12 protein-coding genes are annotated in these 19550 nt (G+C 53.6%); 8 read left to right on the top strand and 4 right to left on the bottom strand.

What is annotated here, in order from left to right; translation table 11 throughout:
• From ACO1NT_RS06960 to ACO1NT_RS06945, 4 genes are all read right to left on the bottom strand, one after another.
• A partial coding sequence (locus ACO1NT_RS06960) for a BspA family leucine-rich repeat surface protein (protein WP_449047753.1) occupies positions 1–8213 on the bottom strand: 8213 nt, incomplete at its 3' end.
• Entirely contained in the window at positions 8183–8446 is a 264-nt protein-coding gene (locus ACO1NT_RS06955; RefSeq protein WP_449047752.1) for a hypothetical protein, read from the bottom strand. The genes ACO1NT_RS06960 and ACO1NT_RS06955, both read right to left, overlap by 31 nt.
• 14 nt (positions 8447–8460) lie before the next feature.
• Positions 8461–9081, bottom strand: a complete 621-nt coding sequence (locus ACO1NT_RS06950) for a response regulator (RefSeq protein WP_449047751.1) — start codon at positions 9079–9081, stop codon at positions 8461–8463.
• A gap of 75 nt (positions 9082–9156) precedes the next feature.
• Positions 9157–12099 (bottom strand): sensor histidine kinase, encoded by a 2943-nt coding sequence (locus ACO1NT_RS06945; protein WP_449047750.1) that lies wholly within the window; start codon positions 12097–12099, stop codon positions 9157–9159.
• A 224-nt stretch (positions 12100–12323) separates the two neighbouring features.
• Between ACO1NT_RS06945 and ACO1NT_RS06940 the strand changes: the two genes are divergently transcribed.
• From ACO1NT_RS06940 to ACO1NT_RS06905, 8 genes are all read left to right on the top strand, one after another.
• Entirely contained in the window at positions 12324–12998 is a 675-nt protein-coding gene (locus tag ACO1NT_RS06940; RefSeq protein WP_449047748.1) for a hypothetical protein, read from the top strand.
• Positions 12999–13077: 79 nt separating this feature from the next.
• Positions 13078–13374, top strand: coding sequence for a hypothetical protein (locus tag ACO1NT_RS06935; protein WP_449047746.1), 297 nt, complete (start codon positions 13078–13080; stop codon positions 13372–13374).
• Between the two features lie 190 nt (positions 13375–13564).
• Positions 13565–14638: an NADH-quinone oxidoreductase subunit NuoH gene (gene nuoH / locus ACO1NT_RS06930; protein WP_449047745.1), complete on the top strand. Its 1074-nt coding sequence runs from the start codon at positions 13565–13567 to the stop codon at positions 14636–14638.
• 101 nt (positions 14639–14739) lie between these two features.
• Entirely contained in the window at positions 14740–15300 is a 561-nt protein-coding gene (locus ACO1NT_RS06925; RefSeq protein WP_449047743.1) for a 4Fe-4S binding protein, read from the top strand.
• Positions 15301–15843 (top strand): NADH-quinone oxidoreductase subunit J family protein, encoded by a 543-nt coding sequence (locus ACO1NT_RS06920; protein WP_449047741.1) that lies wholly within the window; start codon positions 15301–15303, stop codon positions 15841–15843. It abuts the gene before it with no gap.
• Positions 15840–16145, top strand: coding sequence for an NADH-quinone oxidoreductase subunit NuoK (gene nuoK / locus ACO1NT_RS06915; RefSeq protein WP_449047739.1), 306 nt, complete (start codon positions 15840–15842; stop codon positions 16143–16145). Before ACO1NT_RS06920 ends, nuoK begins: the two co-directional genes overlap by 4 nt.
• Positions 16146–16155: 10 nt before the next feature.
• Entirely contained in the window at positions 16156–18204 is a 2049-nt protein-coding gene (locus ACO1NT_RS06910; RefSeq protein WP_449047737.1) for an NADH-quinone oxidoreductase subunit 5 family protein, read from the top strand.
• Positions 18201–19550, top strand: a 1350-nt coding sequence (locus ACO1NT_RS06905; RefSeq protein WP_449047736.1) for a complex I subunit 4 family protein, incomplete at its 3' end; no start/stop codon positions are given. The genes ACO1NT_RS06910 and ACO1NT_RS06905, both read left to right, overlap by 4 nt.

Below are 19550 nucleotides of genomic sequence, written 5' to 3'. Positions count from 1 at the left end.
TCCAACGTGGCTACCTCGGCGTTATCGGCGGTCAGCGTTACTGGCAACTCACTCGTGCTCGATGCCGTCAAAGCGATGCTGCCCGCATCGCGGTCCACCTCGGCCGGGCCGTTCAGTGTGATGGTCTGGCTGGCCTTGCGTACTGTCAGCACTCGACTCTCCTGCGGCCGGCTGCTGTAGTTGGCATTCTCCGGCACCGTTGCCGTAATCGTAGTTTCGCCTGCGCCGGTAATGGTGATTTCGCCATCGGCCGATACTTCCGCCACATCGGTGTTACTGCTCGTATAGATAACAGGCTCCCCGGTACTGGCTTCCGCACCGGCGTCGAAGCTGTCATCACCGTAGGTTTTCTCCGGCAAAGGTGGGAAGTCTAGGGTACGCGCCGCTGGAAGCACGGTCAGCGTCGCCTTCAACACCAGCGTTTCGTAGTTGCTTCCCCTAATGGTGGCCGTCACTTCCTGCGCACCCACATCCGTACGGCTGTTGTCGTCGTAAGTCACCGACGCCCCCGCTGGCAGTTCGCCAGCGAGGGTAAGCCTGTGTTCGGTGCCATCATAGGTAGATGAACTATTGTTGAATGCAATGCCCTGGATTTCCGCAGGTGTAATCGTCAGCGTACCCGCTTCAAAGGTGATTTCGTAGTTATCGCCTAGGGATAAGTTGCCTTGGGTTATTGCGTAGCTCCCCACGTTTTCCCCTTCTGCACGATCAAGGCTACCAGTGAACGTGTCGTCACCGACCAATTCCGGTGCGGAAGTATAGGTCAGTGGCGGGTCTTCCGAACCGAATATTCTGGTTTGGTCAATCGCAGCAACCGCTATTTCCAGCGGGGTGATGGTTAGCATAGCGGTCAACTCGCCATCTTCATAATTGCCACCCCCATCGATGATCGCCACGATTTCATAGCTACCCGCATCCGTTGCACCGTTGCCCGGCTCGCCATCGATCTCATACATCACCGTCACCCCTTCTGGCAATTCGCCGGTCAGTTCAAGGGTATGTCCCGTGCCGTCGTAGACAAACGAACCATCATTGAGTTCAACTCCCTCATAGCCTGCTGACCTGATCGTCAGCGTGCCCGCTTCGAATGCGATTTCGTAGTTATCATTGAGCGACAAGTCTCCCTGCCTGATGGCATATTCACCCACGTTCTCTCCTTCCGCACGGGTAAGGCTACCGGTGAACGCATCATCGCCAATCAGCTCCGGCGTGAAGGTATACGTCAGTGCCGGGTCTTCCGAACCGAATAGTTTGGTTTTATCTTCCGCTGTAACCGTAATCCCCAGGGGCGTGATGGTCAACGTGGCGGTCAGTTCGGCATCTTCATAATTATTACCGCCATCGATTAAGGCCGTAATTTCATACGCACCGGCATCTGTAGCACCGTTGCCCGTCTCGCCGCCGATCTCATAGGTAACCGTCGCCCCTTCCGGCAGGTCGCCCGCCAGTTCCAGCACATGTTCCGTGCCGTCATACTCGAATGAATCGTCATTGAATTCGATGCCTTCGTACGCCGCTGGTGTAATCGTAAATGTACCTTCCACAAAGCTGACTTCGTAGTTATCGCCCAGGTCCAAGTTGCCCTGTGTGATGGCATAGGTACCGACGTCCTCGCCGGCCTCGCGGTCAAGCCCGCCGGTAAACGCGTCGTCACCGACCAGCTTCGGCGTGAAGGTGTACGTCAGCGCCGGGTCGGCCGTGCCGAATACTTTGGCTTTGTCGGCCGCCGTGACGGTGATTTCCAGCGGCGTGATGGCCAGCGTGGCGGTCAATTCCAGATCTTCATAGTTATTACCGCCATCGATGAGCGCCGTTATTCCATATGCCCCGGCATCGGTAGCACCGTTGCCCGGTTCACCGTCGATTTCGTAGCCCACCGATGTGCCTTCCGGTAGCTCGCCGGTAAGCTCAAGCACGTGTTCCGAACCGTCATACACGAACGAAGCGTCATGGAATTCGATACCTTCGTACGCGGCAGGAGTGATGGTCAGTATGCCCGCGGCGAAAGTAAGTGCATAGTTATCATCCAAAGATAGGGTACCCTGTGTAATGGCATAGGTACCCGCGTCCTCGCCGGCCTCGCGGTCAAGCCCGCCGGTAAACGCGTCGTCGCCGACCAGCTCCGGCGTGAAGGTGTATGTCAGCGCCGGGTCGGCCGTCCCGAACACTTTCGACTTATGTTCCGCCGTTACGGTAATAGCCAACGGCGTTACCGTAAAGGCATTATTATCCGCTTCGAAGGTAATCGCATAATTACCTGCGCGGTCACCGCCGAACACCAGTTCGATGTCATACGCGCCCACATCTTCACCCGTTTCGCGCGACGTCGAAGAAACGATATCCGCCAGCCCGTCATCGAACGCCAATGCATCTCCCTCCGCAAGTTCATAACCATACGTGGTCGGCTCAACCGTGCCGTATACTTTACCCTGGTCAGCGGTCGGAACAACCGTTACCGCTTTAGGAGCAACCGCAACGGGAATTTCAACAGCTGCGGCCTGATAATTAGCCGTCTCTTCCTGTCCAATCGTCAATGTCGCCGTCCCCGCCTGTTGTGCCGCCACGGCGCCTAGGTTAGCAAGGTCAAGCACCGGTGTATCCCTATCACCAAATGAATAGGTGAGCTCGCCATCCGGGGCCGAGGTGCTGGCCAACAGCTCCCCTAGGTCCCCGTACGTCAGCGACAGCCCTTCCGTCGCATCAATCGCAACGCCATTCCACGAGGCTGCCAATACCGGTGTCCCTTTTGCCACCACGATGGTGACCTCCGCTGCTCGATTTTCGGGATTGAGATAGCATTCCGTTTCCGGTATCGACAAGGGCACGGTAAACACATACGTACCTGCCACATCGCCATCGTATGTACCATCCGCCGGACTGGCCAATGTCCAATTCGACAGGTTGCCATCCAATGGTATGGAAACCTCCGTTCCATCGCTCAGGGTGGCCATGACGGTGGTGGGCGCGTTTTCCACATCGGCCAGCGCGGTACCATATGATACCTGCACAGCATCCGGCATGGTCAATGACTGGACAAGCACCCGTTCCCCCTGGTATTCGTAGGCGCCCATATCAATCACACCATCACCTGCGAAATCATACACCCGCGGGTTGCCGCCCATGTCAAGGTCGTCCGCCAGGTTTCCTCCCGCATCGATGTACAGCTGGTTGCTGCCCATGCTGATGGCAGGGCTGCATGCGCTTAATTGTAAATAACCGGGAGCGCCGGGCGTAGTGCCCACGAATAACGGGTCGGTGTCGATGTTGCCGCCTCCATCCAGGATGCCCATTGCATTATTCCAGTTCGCGCTACCACCCGAATGAGCGACCAAGCTATTGGCGACGGTCACATCGGTCCCCAATGTGGATACGGATATGGATGCGGATGGATCGGCCGGATCGCCTTCTACTTCATTCCCCCATATCACCACATTGTTCAGCAAGGTCGAGGTCTGCTCCACAAATAGGGCACCCCCATCGAATTGGGGGATAAAAACCCCGACAATCCAGTTTCCGTAGAATGTAGCATTGGTTATGGACAACGATGTGCCATCACCACTGGTGTGTATCCCGCCACCCGGGCCGGAAGATGTTCCGTCTTCAACCAATCCGGCTCCATTGTTTGCGAATACGGCCTGATTGATGTCAATAGACCCCTCAAAATTACGTATACCTCCTCCTCCTCCGGGGGCCATGTTCCGATAGAACGTCACGTTGGATAATTTCGGCAAACTGGTTTGTGTCAAAAGGGAAACCGTATTGAACAATCCGCCTCCCCATTCGCCCAAATTATCAAACCATGCCATATGGGTAAATTGAGGCGATGAAGTGACAACATACGTCCCGCCACCAAAAAACCGATAAACGGTCTGTCCCATTACGGACGGGCCCGACGTATTACCGGATGCGTAGCCACCGGTTACCGTAAATCCGTCCATGAGCGCGTTACCTACATCTCCAGCGGCAATCGTTACGTGATGGGCATTCTCGGTATGGTTATCATAGTTATCCGTATGGTCGTTGCCGTTGAAATCGCCGCTTAGGACACTGCCCTGTTCCAGGCTATTCATAGTTGGCAAGATGCGTGCATCTTCCAGGGTTTCAACTCCCGCAGAAGGATCAAACCCACCATATACTTGCACATCGGGTACCAGTACAAAACTATTATCCCGGCCGCCGTCCGTGGTATACTGCCCGTCGGCAGCACTATATAAAGGCAAATAGGTCCCTTTGGCCACGAAGATCCGCAGCGGCTCGGTCTCCGTCCATCCGGGACTTCCCCCATCGTGCTGCTCACGGGCCCATTTGAGTGCATCGGCCAGTTCAGGGATGGCGTTCGCCCAATTGTCGCCCGCACCGGTGTAACCGCTGGCCGTGGTATTCACATTGATATCTACGTAGAGAATGTTGCCCGTGCCCGGTATAGGTATGGGTTCTATGGCTTCAATCGTGAAAAATACCGAAGCCGTATCGCAGAGGGAAGGCGTACCGTTGTCACAGGTTTGATAAACCAGGCTATCCAGTCCGCTATAATCGTCATTAGGTGTATATGTAAAACTGCCATCCGCATTTAGTACAACCGTGCCGTTTACCGGCGCGGTCACCAGCGAGGCTGTCAGCGCGTTCCCATCGACATCATCATCGTTCGTCAGCACATTACCGGTCGTCGGAATGTTTTCCTGTAATGTTACCTCATCATCCACGGCGGTTGGGGGTGTATTCAACTCCCCTTGATACTCATAGGCACCCATGTCGATTATTCCACCGCCACTTTGGTTATACACCCGCGGGTTGCCCGCCAGGTCAAAGTCGTTCACCAGATCACCACCGGCTTCGGTATAAGCCTCGTTGTCGCCCATACCGATGGCCGGGCTGCCGGCTTGCAGGGTATAATCAGCGGCGGCCGGGTCGGTAAACAGCGGATCTTCTCCGCCCTCGTTGGCAACCAGGCTGGCGGTAATCGGCAATCCGCCGCCCGCATTATAGTAAGATGCCGTCGGGGATGTTTCACTGCCCCCGGCCACATTGCCCCAGAGAATGGAATTGTTCAGCGACAGCGAACCATTCCATCCGGAAATGATTGCTCCCCCTCGCGTCCTGCCGGTATTTCCGGTAAACGTTGCGTTGGCGACCGTGATCTGGGAGTTCTCCGCAAATAGTCCTCCCCCCTCATCCGCTTCATTGCCGGCAAACAACACGTTTTTCAGCACGGATCCATACGCGGATGAAAAAACGGCACCGCCACCGTTCGCGGCCGCATAATTACCGATAAACATCGTGTTCGCAATCATGGGACCACCACCGTTTGCATAAAGCCCCCCACCTTCGTTGCTACCGCTACCTGCATTGGCGTCACCGTCTGCATTTCCACCCATGACCGTAAATCCATCCAATAAGGCCGAACCATTCACCCCCGCTCCATTGACTACGTGGTAGGCGTTACCCGTTAACGCGCCGTCGCCATTGATATCCCCACTGAGTTCGGTGGGATTGGCTTTGAAGTTACGCTGATTAAGGGCGGTTTCCGAGGGTTCACCCGCGAATCCACCGTATATCGCCACATTATTTACCAACCGGAAGCTCGCCGCCCGGTCGGTTTCTTCACCTGTGGGGTAATACGTACCGTCGGCTACCCAGATCTGCAGGGTACCGTCGGTACCGCCGTCCCAGTTGGACGCGGCCCAACCAAGTGCATCCCGGAGCTGGGGCACGGCATTTGCCCAGCTATCGCCCACTCCGGTATAGCCACTGGCCGTGGCATTCACATTGATATCCACATACAAAATCCCAGCTGTGCCAGGTTCAATAGCCAACCAGAGGTACAAGGTGCTCCCACCTGCTATGCTATAATCTCCGAGTGTCCTGCCATCTTGTAATTCCTGACCTTCAAAAACCAGACGTTGTTGATCTACCGGAATATTTTTTTGATCTTCTATTTTTTGTTTTATTTGCTGGATGGCATCCGATGATTCAGCTGCAATGGTAAGGGTCTCTCCTGTAGGAGTCTTAACATAAATCTGGCCGGCACAGTTAGTTGCATCACCCGTAATCTCCCAACCATGATCTTCAACAAGTTTCTGCCGAGCATCGGCACCGGCGCAATAAGTTAGCCCCAGAGCCCCCAGTGGCTGGTTTTGGGGTAATTGCGTTTGATTTGACCAGCCAATTAAGGTGGCATCGTAATGCTCGGTCGACAACCCGGAGTTATTGAGCATATCGACCAAACCATCACTTTTTATATCCATAAAAGGGGGCGTGGTATACATGATACTGGCTAAATCCCAGTTCCCCAAGCTTTGGTCGAAAGCAGCCGCGCCCAGAAACATTTCCTGCATACTGCGTACCTTGGATACATTCCAATTGCCGATCGGCTGGTTAAAGGCCACCGCATTTCGGAACATACTGCCCATATCTATTACATTCGACACATCCCAGCCGGCCAAGGGTTGGTTAAAAGCACTGGCATTGTCGAACATCTGTCCCATATTGGTTACTTTCAACACATTCCAGCCTTCTACCGGTTGGTTAAATGTTGAAGCATCAGCGAACATGGCCGTCATGTTAGTCACCTTCGATACATCCCAATTTCCAATGGCCTGATTAAAGGCTGAAGCCCTGCTGAACATCGCAAACATGCTCGTTACATTACCAACGTCCCATGTTGCAAGGGGGTGGTTAAAAACGGTAGCGGACACGAACATATTACTCATGTCACCCACCTGCGACACATCCCAATCACTTAAGTCCGAATCAAATGCGCTACAGCCCAAAAACATTTGATCTAGCGTGATGCCCGGAACGAATACCGGAGCATCGGTGTCAGATTCTTTGGTCAGGTTCACACATCCTCGGAATGCTTGCGTCATATCCTGCCAGGCCTGCGTTCCCCATTGTTCAATGGTAAATAGCTTTGCGGCATTTCCCGGACCTGTCGCAACGTTACCAAACTGAATCGCAGGAAAATTGCCCGTAATAGAAACGATATGGGTACCTGCCGTAGCGTAGGTATGCGTGGCATTTTCCTTGGCATAATGGGCGGGGGCACTGCCATCTCCCCAGTCTACGGTATAATCGTAGCCGTCAACATGGGGATTAATCGGAATGGAGATGCTTTCGTCAGCGGCAGTCGTTTTCCAGGTGGTAATAAATGCTCCCTCAGTCCCCCCGCCACTGCAATCTGTTGCCTCCGCATCGCCCGTAATGGTCCACCCTTTAGCTATTAACTGCTCTCGGGCCGTTTCGGCCGCCGTACCCGGACAATACTCCTGACCCGTCGCGTCAAGCGTGATATTGGATGGCACCGTGGGCAGTGTTGCCCAACCAATCAGCGTAGCCCCGTAATTGGCGGAAGAAAGACCGGTTGAGAGCAACATGTCATCCATATCCGCCACATTCGAAATGTCCCAACCGCCCAAGGATTGGTCAAAACCAAGGGCAATGAAAAACATGCTATTCATCGTGGTTACGCGAGACACATCCCACCCGCTCAAATCCTGGTTAAAGACCGGTGCTTGGTAGAACATGTAAGACATGTCCGTCACGTTACCCACATCCCAACCGCCGATGTTTTGGTTAAAGACGGATGCCTGCCAGAACATCCCGTGCATGTTGGTTACACTGGATACATTCCAATTACTAATATTGCCATTGAAAGCGAATGCGCTATAGAACATGTTGCTCATATTGGTTATACCCGAGACATCCCATGCGCTGAGGTCGGCGTTGAACGAACTAGCGCCGAAAAACATCTTTTCCATGGAAGTCACCCGGCTCAGGTCCGGTGCATCGGTTGCATTCAGCACCATCGTTGAGGCCCCCGAAAAAGCCGAAGCCATGCTGTGCCAGGAGATATCCCCCCACTGCTCAATGCTGGTTAGCTTCTCAGCGTTGGCGCTCCCCTCCTGAGCGATTTGAATGGCCGGAAAACTACCGGTAATGGATACCCGGTAAGTATCCGGAGAAGCATACGTATGCGTAGCGTCCCCGGTCTGCCCGGCATCGCTTTCTCCATCGCCCCAGTTCACGGTATAATTATAAGACCCAGCGAAATCGGGATTCGTAGGGATCACAATGCTTTCATTGGCCGTAGTGGTTGTCCAGGTCATAACAAACGGTTCTTGCGCCAGGGCGACAAGGCTCGTCAGTGTTACAAACAGCAAAGTCGTGAATAGCCGTAATGACTTTACGGATAGCAGCGGTAGAAATCTTTCCATAGCGCTACAAATTGACGACAAATCAACTGGAAATAATACCCCTCTTTTGGGGGGTATTCCCCAAACGCGTAAGGACGGGCGATACCCAATTTAGTCAAAGAGACTCCGCTTGCGCGTGCCAACGATGAAGTGGTATGTGGTCTGCTTCCTTCCACGTCTACCTGCTCGTACACAGTGCCCGTAAAAAACAATACCGCAAAAGTATACATATCGGGCAGATGGTACCGTGGCAAGAAGGGTAACGGTTTTATTTATACTTCCGGCTGATCAGCGCGTGGCGGCTGTTGACCTGCAATTTCTCGTAGATGTTCTTGATGTGGTACTTCACCGTCTCCAATGAGATGTCAAACCGGATGGCGACTTCTTTGTTGGTCAACCCTTCCTCGATGGCTTCCACCACCTGCGCCTCGCGGGGGGTCAACTTCTCCTGTAGGTCTTCGGTATGTTTGGGGTTAAAATACTCCACTACCATACGGGCGATACCGGGCGACATCGGCGCCCCGCCTTCATGCAACGATAACACCGCTTCTTTGATCTTCGACAAGGGTGTTTGCTTCAACAGATACCCCGAGGCCCCGTTGCACAATGCTTGGAAAACCCGGTTGGCATCATCATAAACCGTCAGCATGATGACCTGGCATTTCGGCGCATGTTTTTTTATGCGCTGTACCCCCTTGATACCCGATTCGCCTGGCACCCCGATATCAGAGAGTACGATGTCCAGAAAGATATCGTCCTTCCACTGCTCAAAAAAAGACTCGACAGAATGCGCCGCGAGTAGACACGAAAAGCCGGGCTGATCCAAAAAAAAATCCACCAGCATCCGCCGGATCTGCTCATCGTCTTCTATAATGCCCAGGCGTATCATGCGGCAAAGGTAGGCAATGCCGATTGAAATCCGCCCCCCCTTTTTGGGGAGGGGGATAGAACGGCCCCTATCAAACTAAGGAATAACCAACATGAGCAGGAACACGTCCGCCCCTGCCGTATATGACAGCTCCCCGCCCATCGTAACGGCCCGCTGCTGCATGCTTTCCAACCCACGTCCACCCTGTTGGTCGGCAATCTGGCTGTTCCCACCCGCATACCGGTTCCGGATGGCGAGCCGAATCTCGCGACCGAATTCCAATTCGATGGTAATTTTCGTCCCATCGCCATATTTGACGGCATTGGTTAGCCCTTCCTTGAAAATGAGGAACAGGTTCTGCCGGATAATCTGTGACACTACCCGTGCCGATTGCTCACCCCGCACATCAAACCGATAAACAATCTCCAACTCTTCGCCCAGCTTATACAGGTAGTCCTTCATGCGGATCACCAAGTCCTTTACCGTATCGAAGCGCGAGTCGATCGACCATACCATATCGCTCATGGTCAACAGCGCCTGTTTGCTGGTATCCGCGATCTGCCGCAACTGCTTGCCGTCGGGTAGCTCCCCGGGCTTAGCCGCCAGCATATCTGCCTGAAAATAGATACGGGTAAGCGAGCTACCCACTTCATCATGCAAATCGCTGGCGATCTTGATACGCATTTTCTTTTCGTTTCGGAGGATGTTCTCGCGGTACTTGAAAAAAACACCGATTACCCCAGCCACAGTCAATAACACCAGCACATTAAACCACCAGGTTTCATAAAAGTGCGGCAGTTTGGTAATCGTGAATACCCGTTTTTTCCCTGTCGTTGCCGTACTCAAGGTTTCTAACCGGAACCGATATTCGGCCGGCGATGGCTCGATGAGCGAAATGAACTGCCCCAATCCCAATGATTCCCAATCGCCATCGTTCAGGGCATACCGGACCCGGCTGTTTACGCGATGGTTGCCCGGCGTACCCACATAGAGCCCCGTCAAACTCTGCCCCGGCTGCAGCACCAGCGATTCCTCACCCCGGTAAGGCCACGTGTAATCGGCCGACCGTTCGCCCGATGCCCCCGCAGCTGTGTGTATTTCGGTAACGTAGCTTTCCAGTTGATGGGGGCGCTCAAACCACGGCTGGGCCATATCCAGTACGGTGTACCCCATCAATCCGCCCACATACATCCGTTGTCGCGCTGCATCCCAAAACGACGCACCCGAATTGAATTCCGATTGGGTCAAGCCTTCCGCCATGCCAATGCGTCGCACCACGTTGCCTTTCACCAGATTCAATCCGGCGGCCGTGCCGGCTACGAAGATACCATTGGCGTACTCCAAGCTATACACCAGGTTATTACTGAGCCCTTCGCCTGTGGTCATCTCCCCGAGCATATGCCCTGTTTTACCTATGGCCACCATTCCATTCCCTTGTGTAGCCAACCAAATCGTGTCGCCCACAATGACCGACTTAAAAACGCCTATATTGCCGGATTGGGGATATCGTTTGATAACAGCCCCCTCCTGCACCTCATATAGGCCAAGATGCGTACTCAATAGCAAGCCGCTGTCGGGCAACCGCTGGATGTGCCGGATCTGCACGTCTAACACATTGGCTTCTGCAGATGCCAAGGGGTACTTACTTAAGCGGTGGGTCTCCTTATCCAACATCCAAAGGCCGCTCATGCTGCCGATGAGATAGTCTGTCTCCGTCTCGGCAAGGCTCATCACGTAGGTAGGCAGGTTAAAAGCATATTGATTGCTAGCGGCTTCGGAAAGCGTATAGTGGAGCTCCGATATCCGGCGGCGGCGGCGGTCAAAAATTTTGAGCATCCCCCCTTCCGTACCGACCAGCAGTTCATTGTCGTTCATCGGGAGCATCGCATACGCATGCTTCAAATCCTCCAAAACCACCGCTTCCCCATCGGGCCCGACGAATCCGGCACCATTATAGGTTCCATAGAACCGTGCCCCATCGGGGTAAACATAAATACCCCGTGTGCTTTTGTTTGCACCCGCATTGGTGGGAATGAATTGCGAGAGCCCATCGGCTTTCGGATAAACCACAAAAACCCCTTCCTCGGTGCCCAGCAATGCCTCATTTCCGGAAATCGCAATGTTGGTGGTATTGAACCGATGTGCCGACGGGATGGGCAACCGTTGTTGCAAGCCGAGGTCAGTGTTTAACAGACAAGCCGATTCATCGTCGGCATAGATGCACAGCCCATTACGTTGCATCAATACGTACGACTTATCACTCGACAGGGAAAATCCTTCGGGCGTATACACGCTAAGCGCTTCCTCACCGTCGAACCCAAAGATCCCCTGTTCATAGACATCCAGCAGCAAGGTATCCTCCTGGGCCACCATGAAGCTAACAAGATGGTCAATGCCCGGCAGCGAATGGTACCGTGTGTGTGTGGGATCGGCGGCTTCGATAGACAACACGCTACCGGCGGTTGTCCCCACCCAATATTTTCCCTTCCAGAAAGCCAAGCACCGTGGCGAAACCCGGTTCTTGGCCGCATGGCCCCGTTCGTATAACTCGTCTATCCTCGTTAGTGTATCGCCTTTGATCAGGAGCAGGTGTCCGTTCTCATAGGCCACCATCGCACTCGAATCGGGTAACCGCCTAATCCAAACCACGGTTCGGTCCTGGACGGGAGGCAACAAGGCCGAATCCACGGCGTGTACCTCCCAGGTTTTCAGGTCGAGGTAGTTCAGATTGGCGTTGCCAGCCATCCACAGCCGGTTTTGGTGATCAATCAGCATGCGTTGTGGCATATCGTCGGTGAGCCGTTGATCCGCAATGGTTTTCAGGATATCCAATGACCGATAGCCGTCGTAGCGGTAAATTTCACCGTTGGTTAAGAACCAGATAAAGCCGAGACTATCTACCGTGACATCTTTGATCAATACTTCTTCACGATCGGGGAACAGTTTCAGTTTGGCAATCGTGTATTCTTGCGCAGATGCCAGCGATAAACAGCTGAATAATAGCAGGATATACAGAATCGTTTTTGCAATAACTCGCATGAGGCGGTAGACAAAAATCAAGGTATTTGTTCATTAGTTGGAAAACCGACGATAAAAGTAGGTAAAAAACTCTACTTTTTGGTTAATTCTTCCCAACAATTTACCCACCGAGGTTTGGCCAAGGCCACGCCGCTGGGGTGATATTTGCCAAGGTTTCGAACGAACCGTAAACCAAATCCCGCTTTTTTGCGTTACATGCCTAATAGACATTATAATGAAGACCGATGAAGCTCATTATCCATAAGTTATTGCATTGGGAATATTGGCCCCCATGGGTCATCTACTTTCCCGTTGGGTTCTTCTGGTTATATTGGATCATCCGATGGCGACCCACGTTTTTTTTGGAAGTAAACCCCGGGCTCAAGAATGGAGGCTTTTGCAACATAAGCAAAATGGAAATCCATCGTCGGTTGCCGCATTCCATTTATCCGCGTACCGTTTTCGTGAATCGCGAACAGCATGCCGCTATTCCGGAGAGTGAGGTAAAAGCGATCGGCTTCCCGCTGATTATGAAGCCTGATTTCGGCTTACGTGGCATGGGCGTGGAGTTGGTACACAACATCGACCAACTAAAAGCTTATCATTCCAATGCTTCATTCAATTACTTAATCCAAGAGTATGTAGATCTTCCAAAGGAAGCAGGCGTGTTTTTCGTGCGCATTCCCGGCAGTAGCGACGGCATCATTACCGGCATTACCGGCAAAAAGCTCTTTGCCGTCGTCGGCGATGGCATCTCAACCCTTGAACAACTGATTAAACAGACACCGCGGGGGGCGTTGCAATGGAAATGGCTCAAGAAAGAACCCTTATGCGACTATGCGCGCGTAATCGCACCAAACGAAACCATCCGCTTGGCGCCTTTCGGAAACCATACCCGGGGGGGCACTTTTTACCGATGAAAGCCACCGCATAAATACCCAGCTTACCGAAACGATCAACCGGATATGCAACCTTGTCGGCGGTTTCTATTATGGCCGGTTGGATATCCGCTTCAACACTTGGGAAGAGCTCTCCGCGGGGTTGAATTTCCGGATTATCGAAGTGAATGGCTCCGTAAGCGAACCAACCCATTGCTACGACCCGAAGCATTCCTTTGGCTTCGCCATCAGGGAAATCGTTCGACATCATCGCTATATGTGCCACATTAGCAACAAATTTCGTTTATACAAGTCGCTTAACGGCTACCTCAATCTACGGACATTCTTCCGGGAATTGGGTAGCCATCGCAAGGCGCTGGCCCAAATCAAGAAGACCAACCACACCACCGGTGATTGACCACACATAGAACCGTTAAAAATAACCACGAAGTATGCATGAGCGTCGATGAAAATATAGTGATGCGAATAACTGCGTAGCAATCATGAGCACCGATGAAATTATAGTGATGCGAATAATCTATCAACTTACTATATATTATCCCATCAAATCCTTAAGTTTGCACGATATTTTTAGCAGGTAGCGAAACGTGGCTTTTTACCTTACATACCTTCTTATCGGTGCGTTATTGTTCGGTTTTATCGCTGGCTTTACCTTGTTTGCGGTATACAGCGAACGCAAGATAGCAGGGTTTGTCCAAGATCGGCTCGGTCCGATGGAAACCGGTCGGTATGGCACCTTACAAACGCTTGCCGACATCCTCAAACTGATCCAAAAAGAATTTATAACACCTGCTGCTGCAGATAAGGTACTCTTTGCGGCTGCACCCATCATTATCTTCATTGCGGTATTCCTTGGCTTTGCCGTGATGCCTTGGGCACCGGGTTTGGCACCCTCCGGCCTTTATCTCGGTCTTTTCTTCGTCATCGCCATCATATCCGTCGACGCTATCGGCTTGTTGATGGCTGGCTGGGGATCGAACAATAAGTTCTCCTTGCTTGGTTCCATGCGGGCCGTGGCACAGATCGTGTCGTACGAAATCCCGTCGGGCTTAGCATTGATCGCCGCCGTCATGATTACACAGACGCTCGACCTGCGCGAAATAGTCATCAACCAAGGTGTGCAAGCAACGGAAAGCCTGCTATTCGCCGGCGTATGGGAGGTAACGGAAGTCGGTGGACTGTTTGCCTGGAACGTATTCCAGGCACCCCATCTCCTACTCGCTTACGTGATTTTTTTCATTGCCTCCCTTGCCGAGTGCAACCGAGCACCGTTTGACATACCAGAGGCCGAATCAGAGCTGGTCGGTGGATTCCATACCGAATACGGCGGGCTCCGGTTCGCGTTTATTTTCCTTGCGGAATACGCGATGATGTTTCTTGTGGCCATGATCGGCGTGGTTGTTTTCCTGGGCGGCTGGAATACGCCGCTGCCCAATATAGGCGCGGTGAAGCTGGCCGACTGGACAACGGGATTGGCGTGGGGCATCTTCTGGACACTCTCCAAGACGCTGCTCATCGTAGGCGTGCAGATCTGGATCCGGTGGACATTACCGCGGTTGCGGGCCGACCAATTGATGTCGCTCTGCTGGAAAGTGCTTACGCCCCTGGCGTTCCTATGCATGGCCATTTCGGGTATATGGCGGGTGTGGGTGATGGTTTAATATTGAGATGTGAGCGTTGAGATTGGGATATGAGACAGCATAAAGCAAACAGCATAAAGCAAATAGCATAGAGCAAATAGCATAAAGCAAATAGCATAAAAATGTTCAAAACAACCTTACATGCATTCATCACCGCTGCCAAGGGGCTTGCCGTTACCCTGGCGCACTTTTTCGGTGCGCGGCGGTCGCGTGGTGTGGTGGATGTACGCAAGGCCAACTATTTCGACCAACAGCGAGGCGTAACCACCGTCCAGTTTCCGAAAGAAAAAATGCCCATCCCCGAAGTGGCCCGTTACCAATTGGATGTCGAAATCGACGACTGTATCGTCTGCGACCTTTGTGCCAAAGCCTGCCCGGTGGATTGCATCACCATCGAATCGATAAAAGCCACCGATGTCATCGGAAAAACGTCGGACGGCAGTGTCAAGCGTCTCTATGCCGCCCAATTCGATATCGATATGGCCAAATGCATGTATTGCGGCCTATGCACCGTAGTCTGCCCAACGGAATGCATCACCATGACCGACCAGTACGACCGGAGCATGACCAATTTGGCGGAACTGACGTATTCGTTCGCCGATATGACACCCGAGGAGGTCGAGGAAAAGAAACGCGAATGGACAAAGTTCCAAGCTGAGAAGGAGGCAGCCAAAAAGAAATAGATGCAAGCACTGGTGTTCTATGCCTTTTCGGCAATCGCAATCGGCTCGGCCGTTGTCCTGGTCAGCATGCATAACCTGGCACGGGCGTTATTCCTCTTTTTCATCGTGCTTTTTTCGGTGGCAGGATTGTATGTCTTCGCCTTGGCCGATTTCGTAGCCATCACGCAGATACTGATTTATGTGGGTGGCGTACTGGTGCTGATGCTTTTCGCCTTCATGTTGTCCAACAAAACCTTGCTCGACCAGTTGCAAACGGGCACGGCACACTTTTTCGCGCTGCCGGTGTGGCAATCGCTGCTGATCGCCGGCGGCTTCCTGGCCATGCTCCTGTATGCATCGGTACAATTGGGCGCCCACCCACCCACCTGGATAACCGAGGCAGAGGCAGCCGGCACAACGATTGCCCCAAGTGATAGCACCGTCCAGCACATCGGCATCCAATTGATGACCCGCTACCTGCTGCCTTTCGAAGTGATCTCCGTATTGCTCATGATGGCACTGATCGGTGCGGCCCATCTTACCCGGAAGGAGGATAGGCCATGATTACGCTCACCCACTTCCTTGTTGTCGGCGCATGCCTGTTTTCCATCGGTCTGTACGCCGTGATGGCCCGTCGCAATGCGATCATGGTGCTGGTGGGCATCGAATTGATGATCAATGCCGCTATCCTCAACCTGGTCGCGTTTGGACGCTATGATGCTATGCATTATGGTGGGCAGGCTTTCGCACTCTTTGCCATCGTACTGGCGGCCGCTGGTGTGGCGGTAGCCCTGGCGATCATCCTCAACGTCTATAAACACTATAAAACCATCAACCCCGAAGATATCAATCAGCTAAAAGACTAACGACGATCCATTGACACCGCCCACACTGACATATCCACTATTGACCGCCCTGGCAACGGTGTTGCTCCCGTTCGTCGGCTTCCTGTTGTCGGCCGCGGCCGGCAGGAGAGCTAAAAGTGGCGCCATTTCCATTACTGCCATCGCACTGGCGGTCGTCGCGGCCGGCTGCACCTTCGCACAGGTCTGGGGCAATGACCCCATCCATGCCCAATGGCATTGGTTTACCATTGGCGAGCGCGCATTTCATGTAGGGATATTGTTGGATCATATTTCTGTATGGATGCTGCTGTTGGTTACCGCGGTAGCCCTGCCCGTCCACATCTACTCCGTGGCGTATATGAAAGGTGATGCCGGTATCCACCGCTATTGGACCTACCTCAGCCTCTTTTGTGCCGCCATGCTGGGTCTGGTTATTGCGGACAACCTGCTGCTCCTTTATATCTGCTGGGAACTTGTTGGCTTCGCCTCCTACCTGCTCATCGGTTTTTGGTTTACCAAAGATGCCGCCGTGCAGGCCAATAAACGGGCTTTTATCATCAACCGCATCGGCGATATCGGCTTCCTTATCGGTTTTGCCATCCTGTACAGCGCTTTCGGCACCCTTGATATCACGGCACTCTTCGGTGACCACGGCTTCTTCGCGGCACACCCAGGTGCGGATGCCGCAGGCACCGGCGCCCAAAGTGCGCTGCCTGCCGGCTGGCTTACCGCCGCCGGACTGGCCTTTTTCCTCGGCGCCATGGCCAAATCGGCCCAATTCCCGCTGCACGTATGGTTACCCGCAGCCATGGAAGGGCCTACCGCCGTATCCTCGCTCATCCACGCCGCCACCATGGTGGCCGCAGGCGTGTTCCTGCTGGCCCGTATCTTTCCCCTGTTCGATGATACGGTATTATTGGTTATCGCCGCAACGGGCACCGTTACCGCCCTGGTAGCCGCTTATTTCGCGCTCACCCAATTCGACATCAAGAAAATATTGGCATTCTCCACGGTTTCACAGTTGGGTTTCATGATGGTCGGCATCGGCATCGGTGTGTATCCCATCGCCCTGTTCCATTTGGCTACACATGCCTTTTTCAAGTGCCTGTTGTTCCTTTGTGCCGGGGCCATTATCCATGAGATGCAGCATCACAGCGACCGACATCGTCTCGGCATCGACCCACAGGATATCCGCAACATGGGCGGCTTGCGCCGATACATGCCCATCACGTTTACCACCATGTTCATCGCATCCCTCGCGCTCGTAGGCTTCCCCCTCACGTCGGGCTACCTTTCCAAGGACGCGCTGTTGGTACATGCCTTCGAATGGGCCGCCGACCGCCAGGGTGCGGCCCACACCATACCGTATGTATTGGCTTTTGTAAGCATCCTCACCAGTTTCTATATCTTCCGCCTGTTGGCCAAGGTATTCTTTGGTTCCGCTGCAACAGCGCCGTTAACCAACGGCCGAACCAGCCTGCACGACCCCTCCCTGTGGATGGTCGGCCCGATGGTATTCCTGGGCGCCTGCTCGCTCTTCCCATTATTCACCTTCCATCCGTTGAACGACGGGCATGTGTGGTTGCTGCAGGGGATCACCGTATCGAAGCCCTGGGCATCGCTCCCGTTACTGCACCTTGCAATTCCCAGCGGATCCGCACTCGCCACGCTGGCGGTGGCCCTACTGGCATGGCGTTGGTACGTGAAAGGCGCTTACGCCCTGAAAACCGATGGCCTGTTGTACCGGTTGTCGTTCCACCAGGGATACCTGGATAGCCTATACGACCGCGTTGTTGTCGGCGCTGTCTTGGGGATTGCCCGCGCACTGCGCGGATTGGATACCCACGTGGTGGATGGCCTCGTACACGGATTTACCGCATTCGGGCGAAATCTGGCGAACATTGCCGGCTGGATGGACCAACGGATTGTGGACGGGCTGGTCCGGCTCATCGGTAAATTGGCTTGGGGGTTGGGCAACATGGTACGCCGCACACAAAGCGGACGGTTACAGGGCTATTTCTCTGGCCTCTTTTTACTAATTTTGGCGATTTTGCTATACCATATGATCGTGCAAGCATGAACCCGCATCTATTAACCATACTCATTTTCCTCCCGCTGGTTGCCGCTGCGGTGATGTTTGTTATCCCCGCCGGCAAGCGGACCGCCTACAGGTATGTTGCGCTCATCACCGGTGTACTGCAACTGGTATTGAGTGGCGGCATGTATTACCTTTTCCATCCAAAAGGGGCTGGCATTTCGGAAGAGCGCCTGTATCAGTTTGTTGACCATATCCCCTGGATACGGCTCGATATGGGTGGTTTGGGCAAATTGGAAATCGACTATTTCATTGGTGTGGATGGCCTTTCCATGCCGTTGCTCTTCCTTTCGGCGTTGGTGATGGTCATCGCCATCGGTGCCTCATGGAATATGCAGAAAAGTGCCAAGGGCTACTTCGTCCTGCTGATGATCCTTGATATGGCCGTGATGGGCGTATTCTCGGCGCTCGACTTCTTCCTGTTCTACATTTTCTACGAATTGATGCTCCTACCGCTGTATTTCCTCATTGGCATCTGGGGCGGTGACCGGCGCGAATATGCGGCCATCAAGTTCTTCCTGTATACCTTGTTCGGCTCGGTATTCATGCTGCTCATCATTGTGGGGCTCTATTTCTCGGTTACCAACCCCGAAACGGGCGCACATACCTTTAACATGCTGCGCATGATGGACCCGGCCAACTACGTACCCAGCTCGTTCTTTTCGGCATTGGCCAACCAGGAGCTTTTCGGCATCCCTGCACGGCTGCTCGGGTTCATCGTATTGTTCATCGCGTTTGCCATCAAGGTGCCCATCGTACCGCTGCATACCTGGTTGCCGGATGCGCACGTGGAGGCTCCCACACCGATTTCCATCATCCTGGCGGGCATCCTGCTCAAGGTCGGTGGATACGGTATCCTTCGCATCTGTTTCAGCATCTTCCCCGATGCGGCCGTGCAATCCGCGTGGTGGCTCGGATTGATCGGGGTGGTATCCATCATCTACGGAGCGCTCGTGGCCCTGGCACAGCGCGACCTGAAACGCATGATTGCCTACTCATCGGTATCCCACATGGGTTTTGTGCTGCTGGGTGTGGCGTCGCTCACCACCGAGGGCACCGCTGGGGCGATGTTCCAGATGATCAGCCATGGGTTCCTGTCGGCTGCCCTGTTTTTCCTTGTCGGTATGTTATACGACCGTGTACACGATCGTGGTATTTACCATTTCCGCGGCTTGGCAACGCTGATGCCACGGTATACCGTGTTCGTGGCCATCGCCTTTTTCGCGTCGCTGGGCCTGCCCGGCTTTTCGGCATTCATCGGCGAAGTATTCGTCATCATCGGGGCCTTCAACGCGGAAAGCGTGCACGGTTTGCTGCCCCGCTGGATGGCC

The organism is Parapedobacter sp., from assembly GCF_053550995.1.
This window is presented reverse-complemented; position numbering and strand designations above follow the sequence as displayed.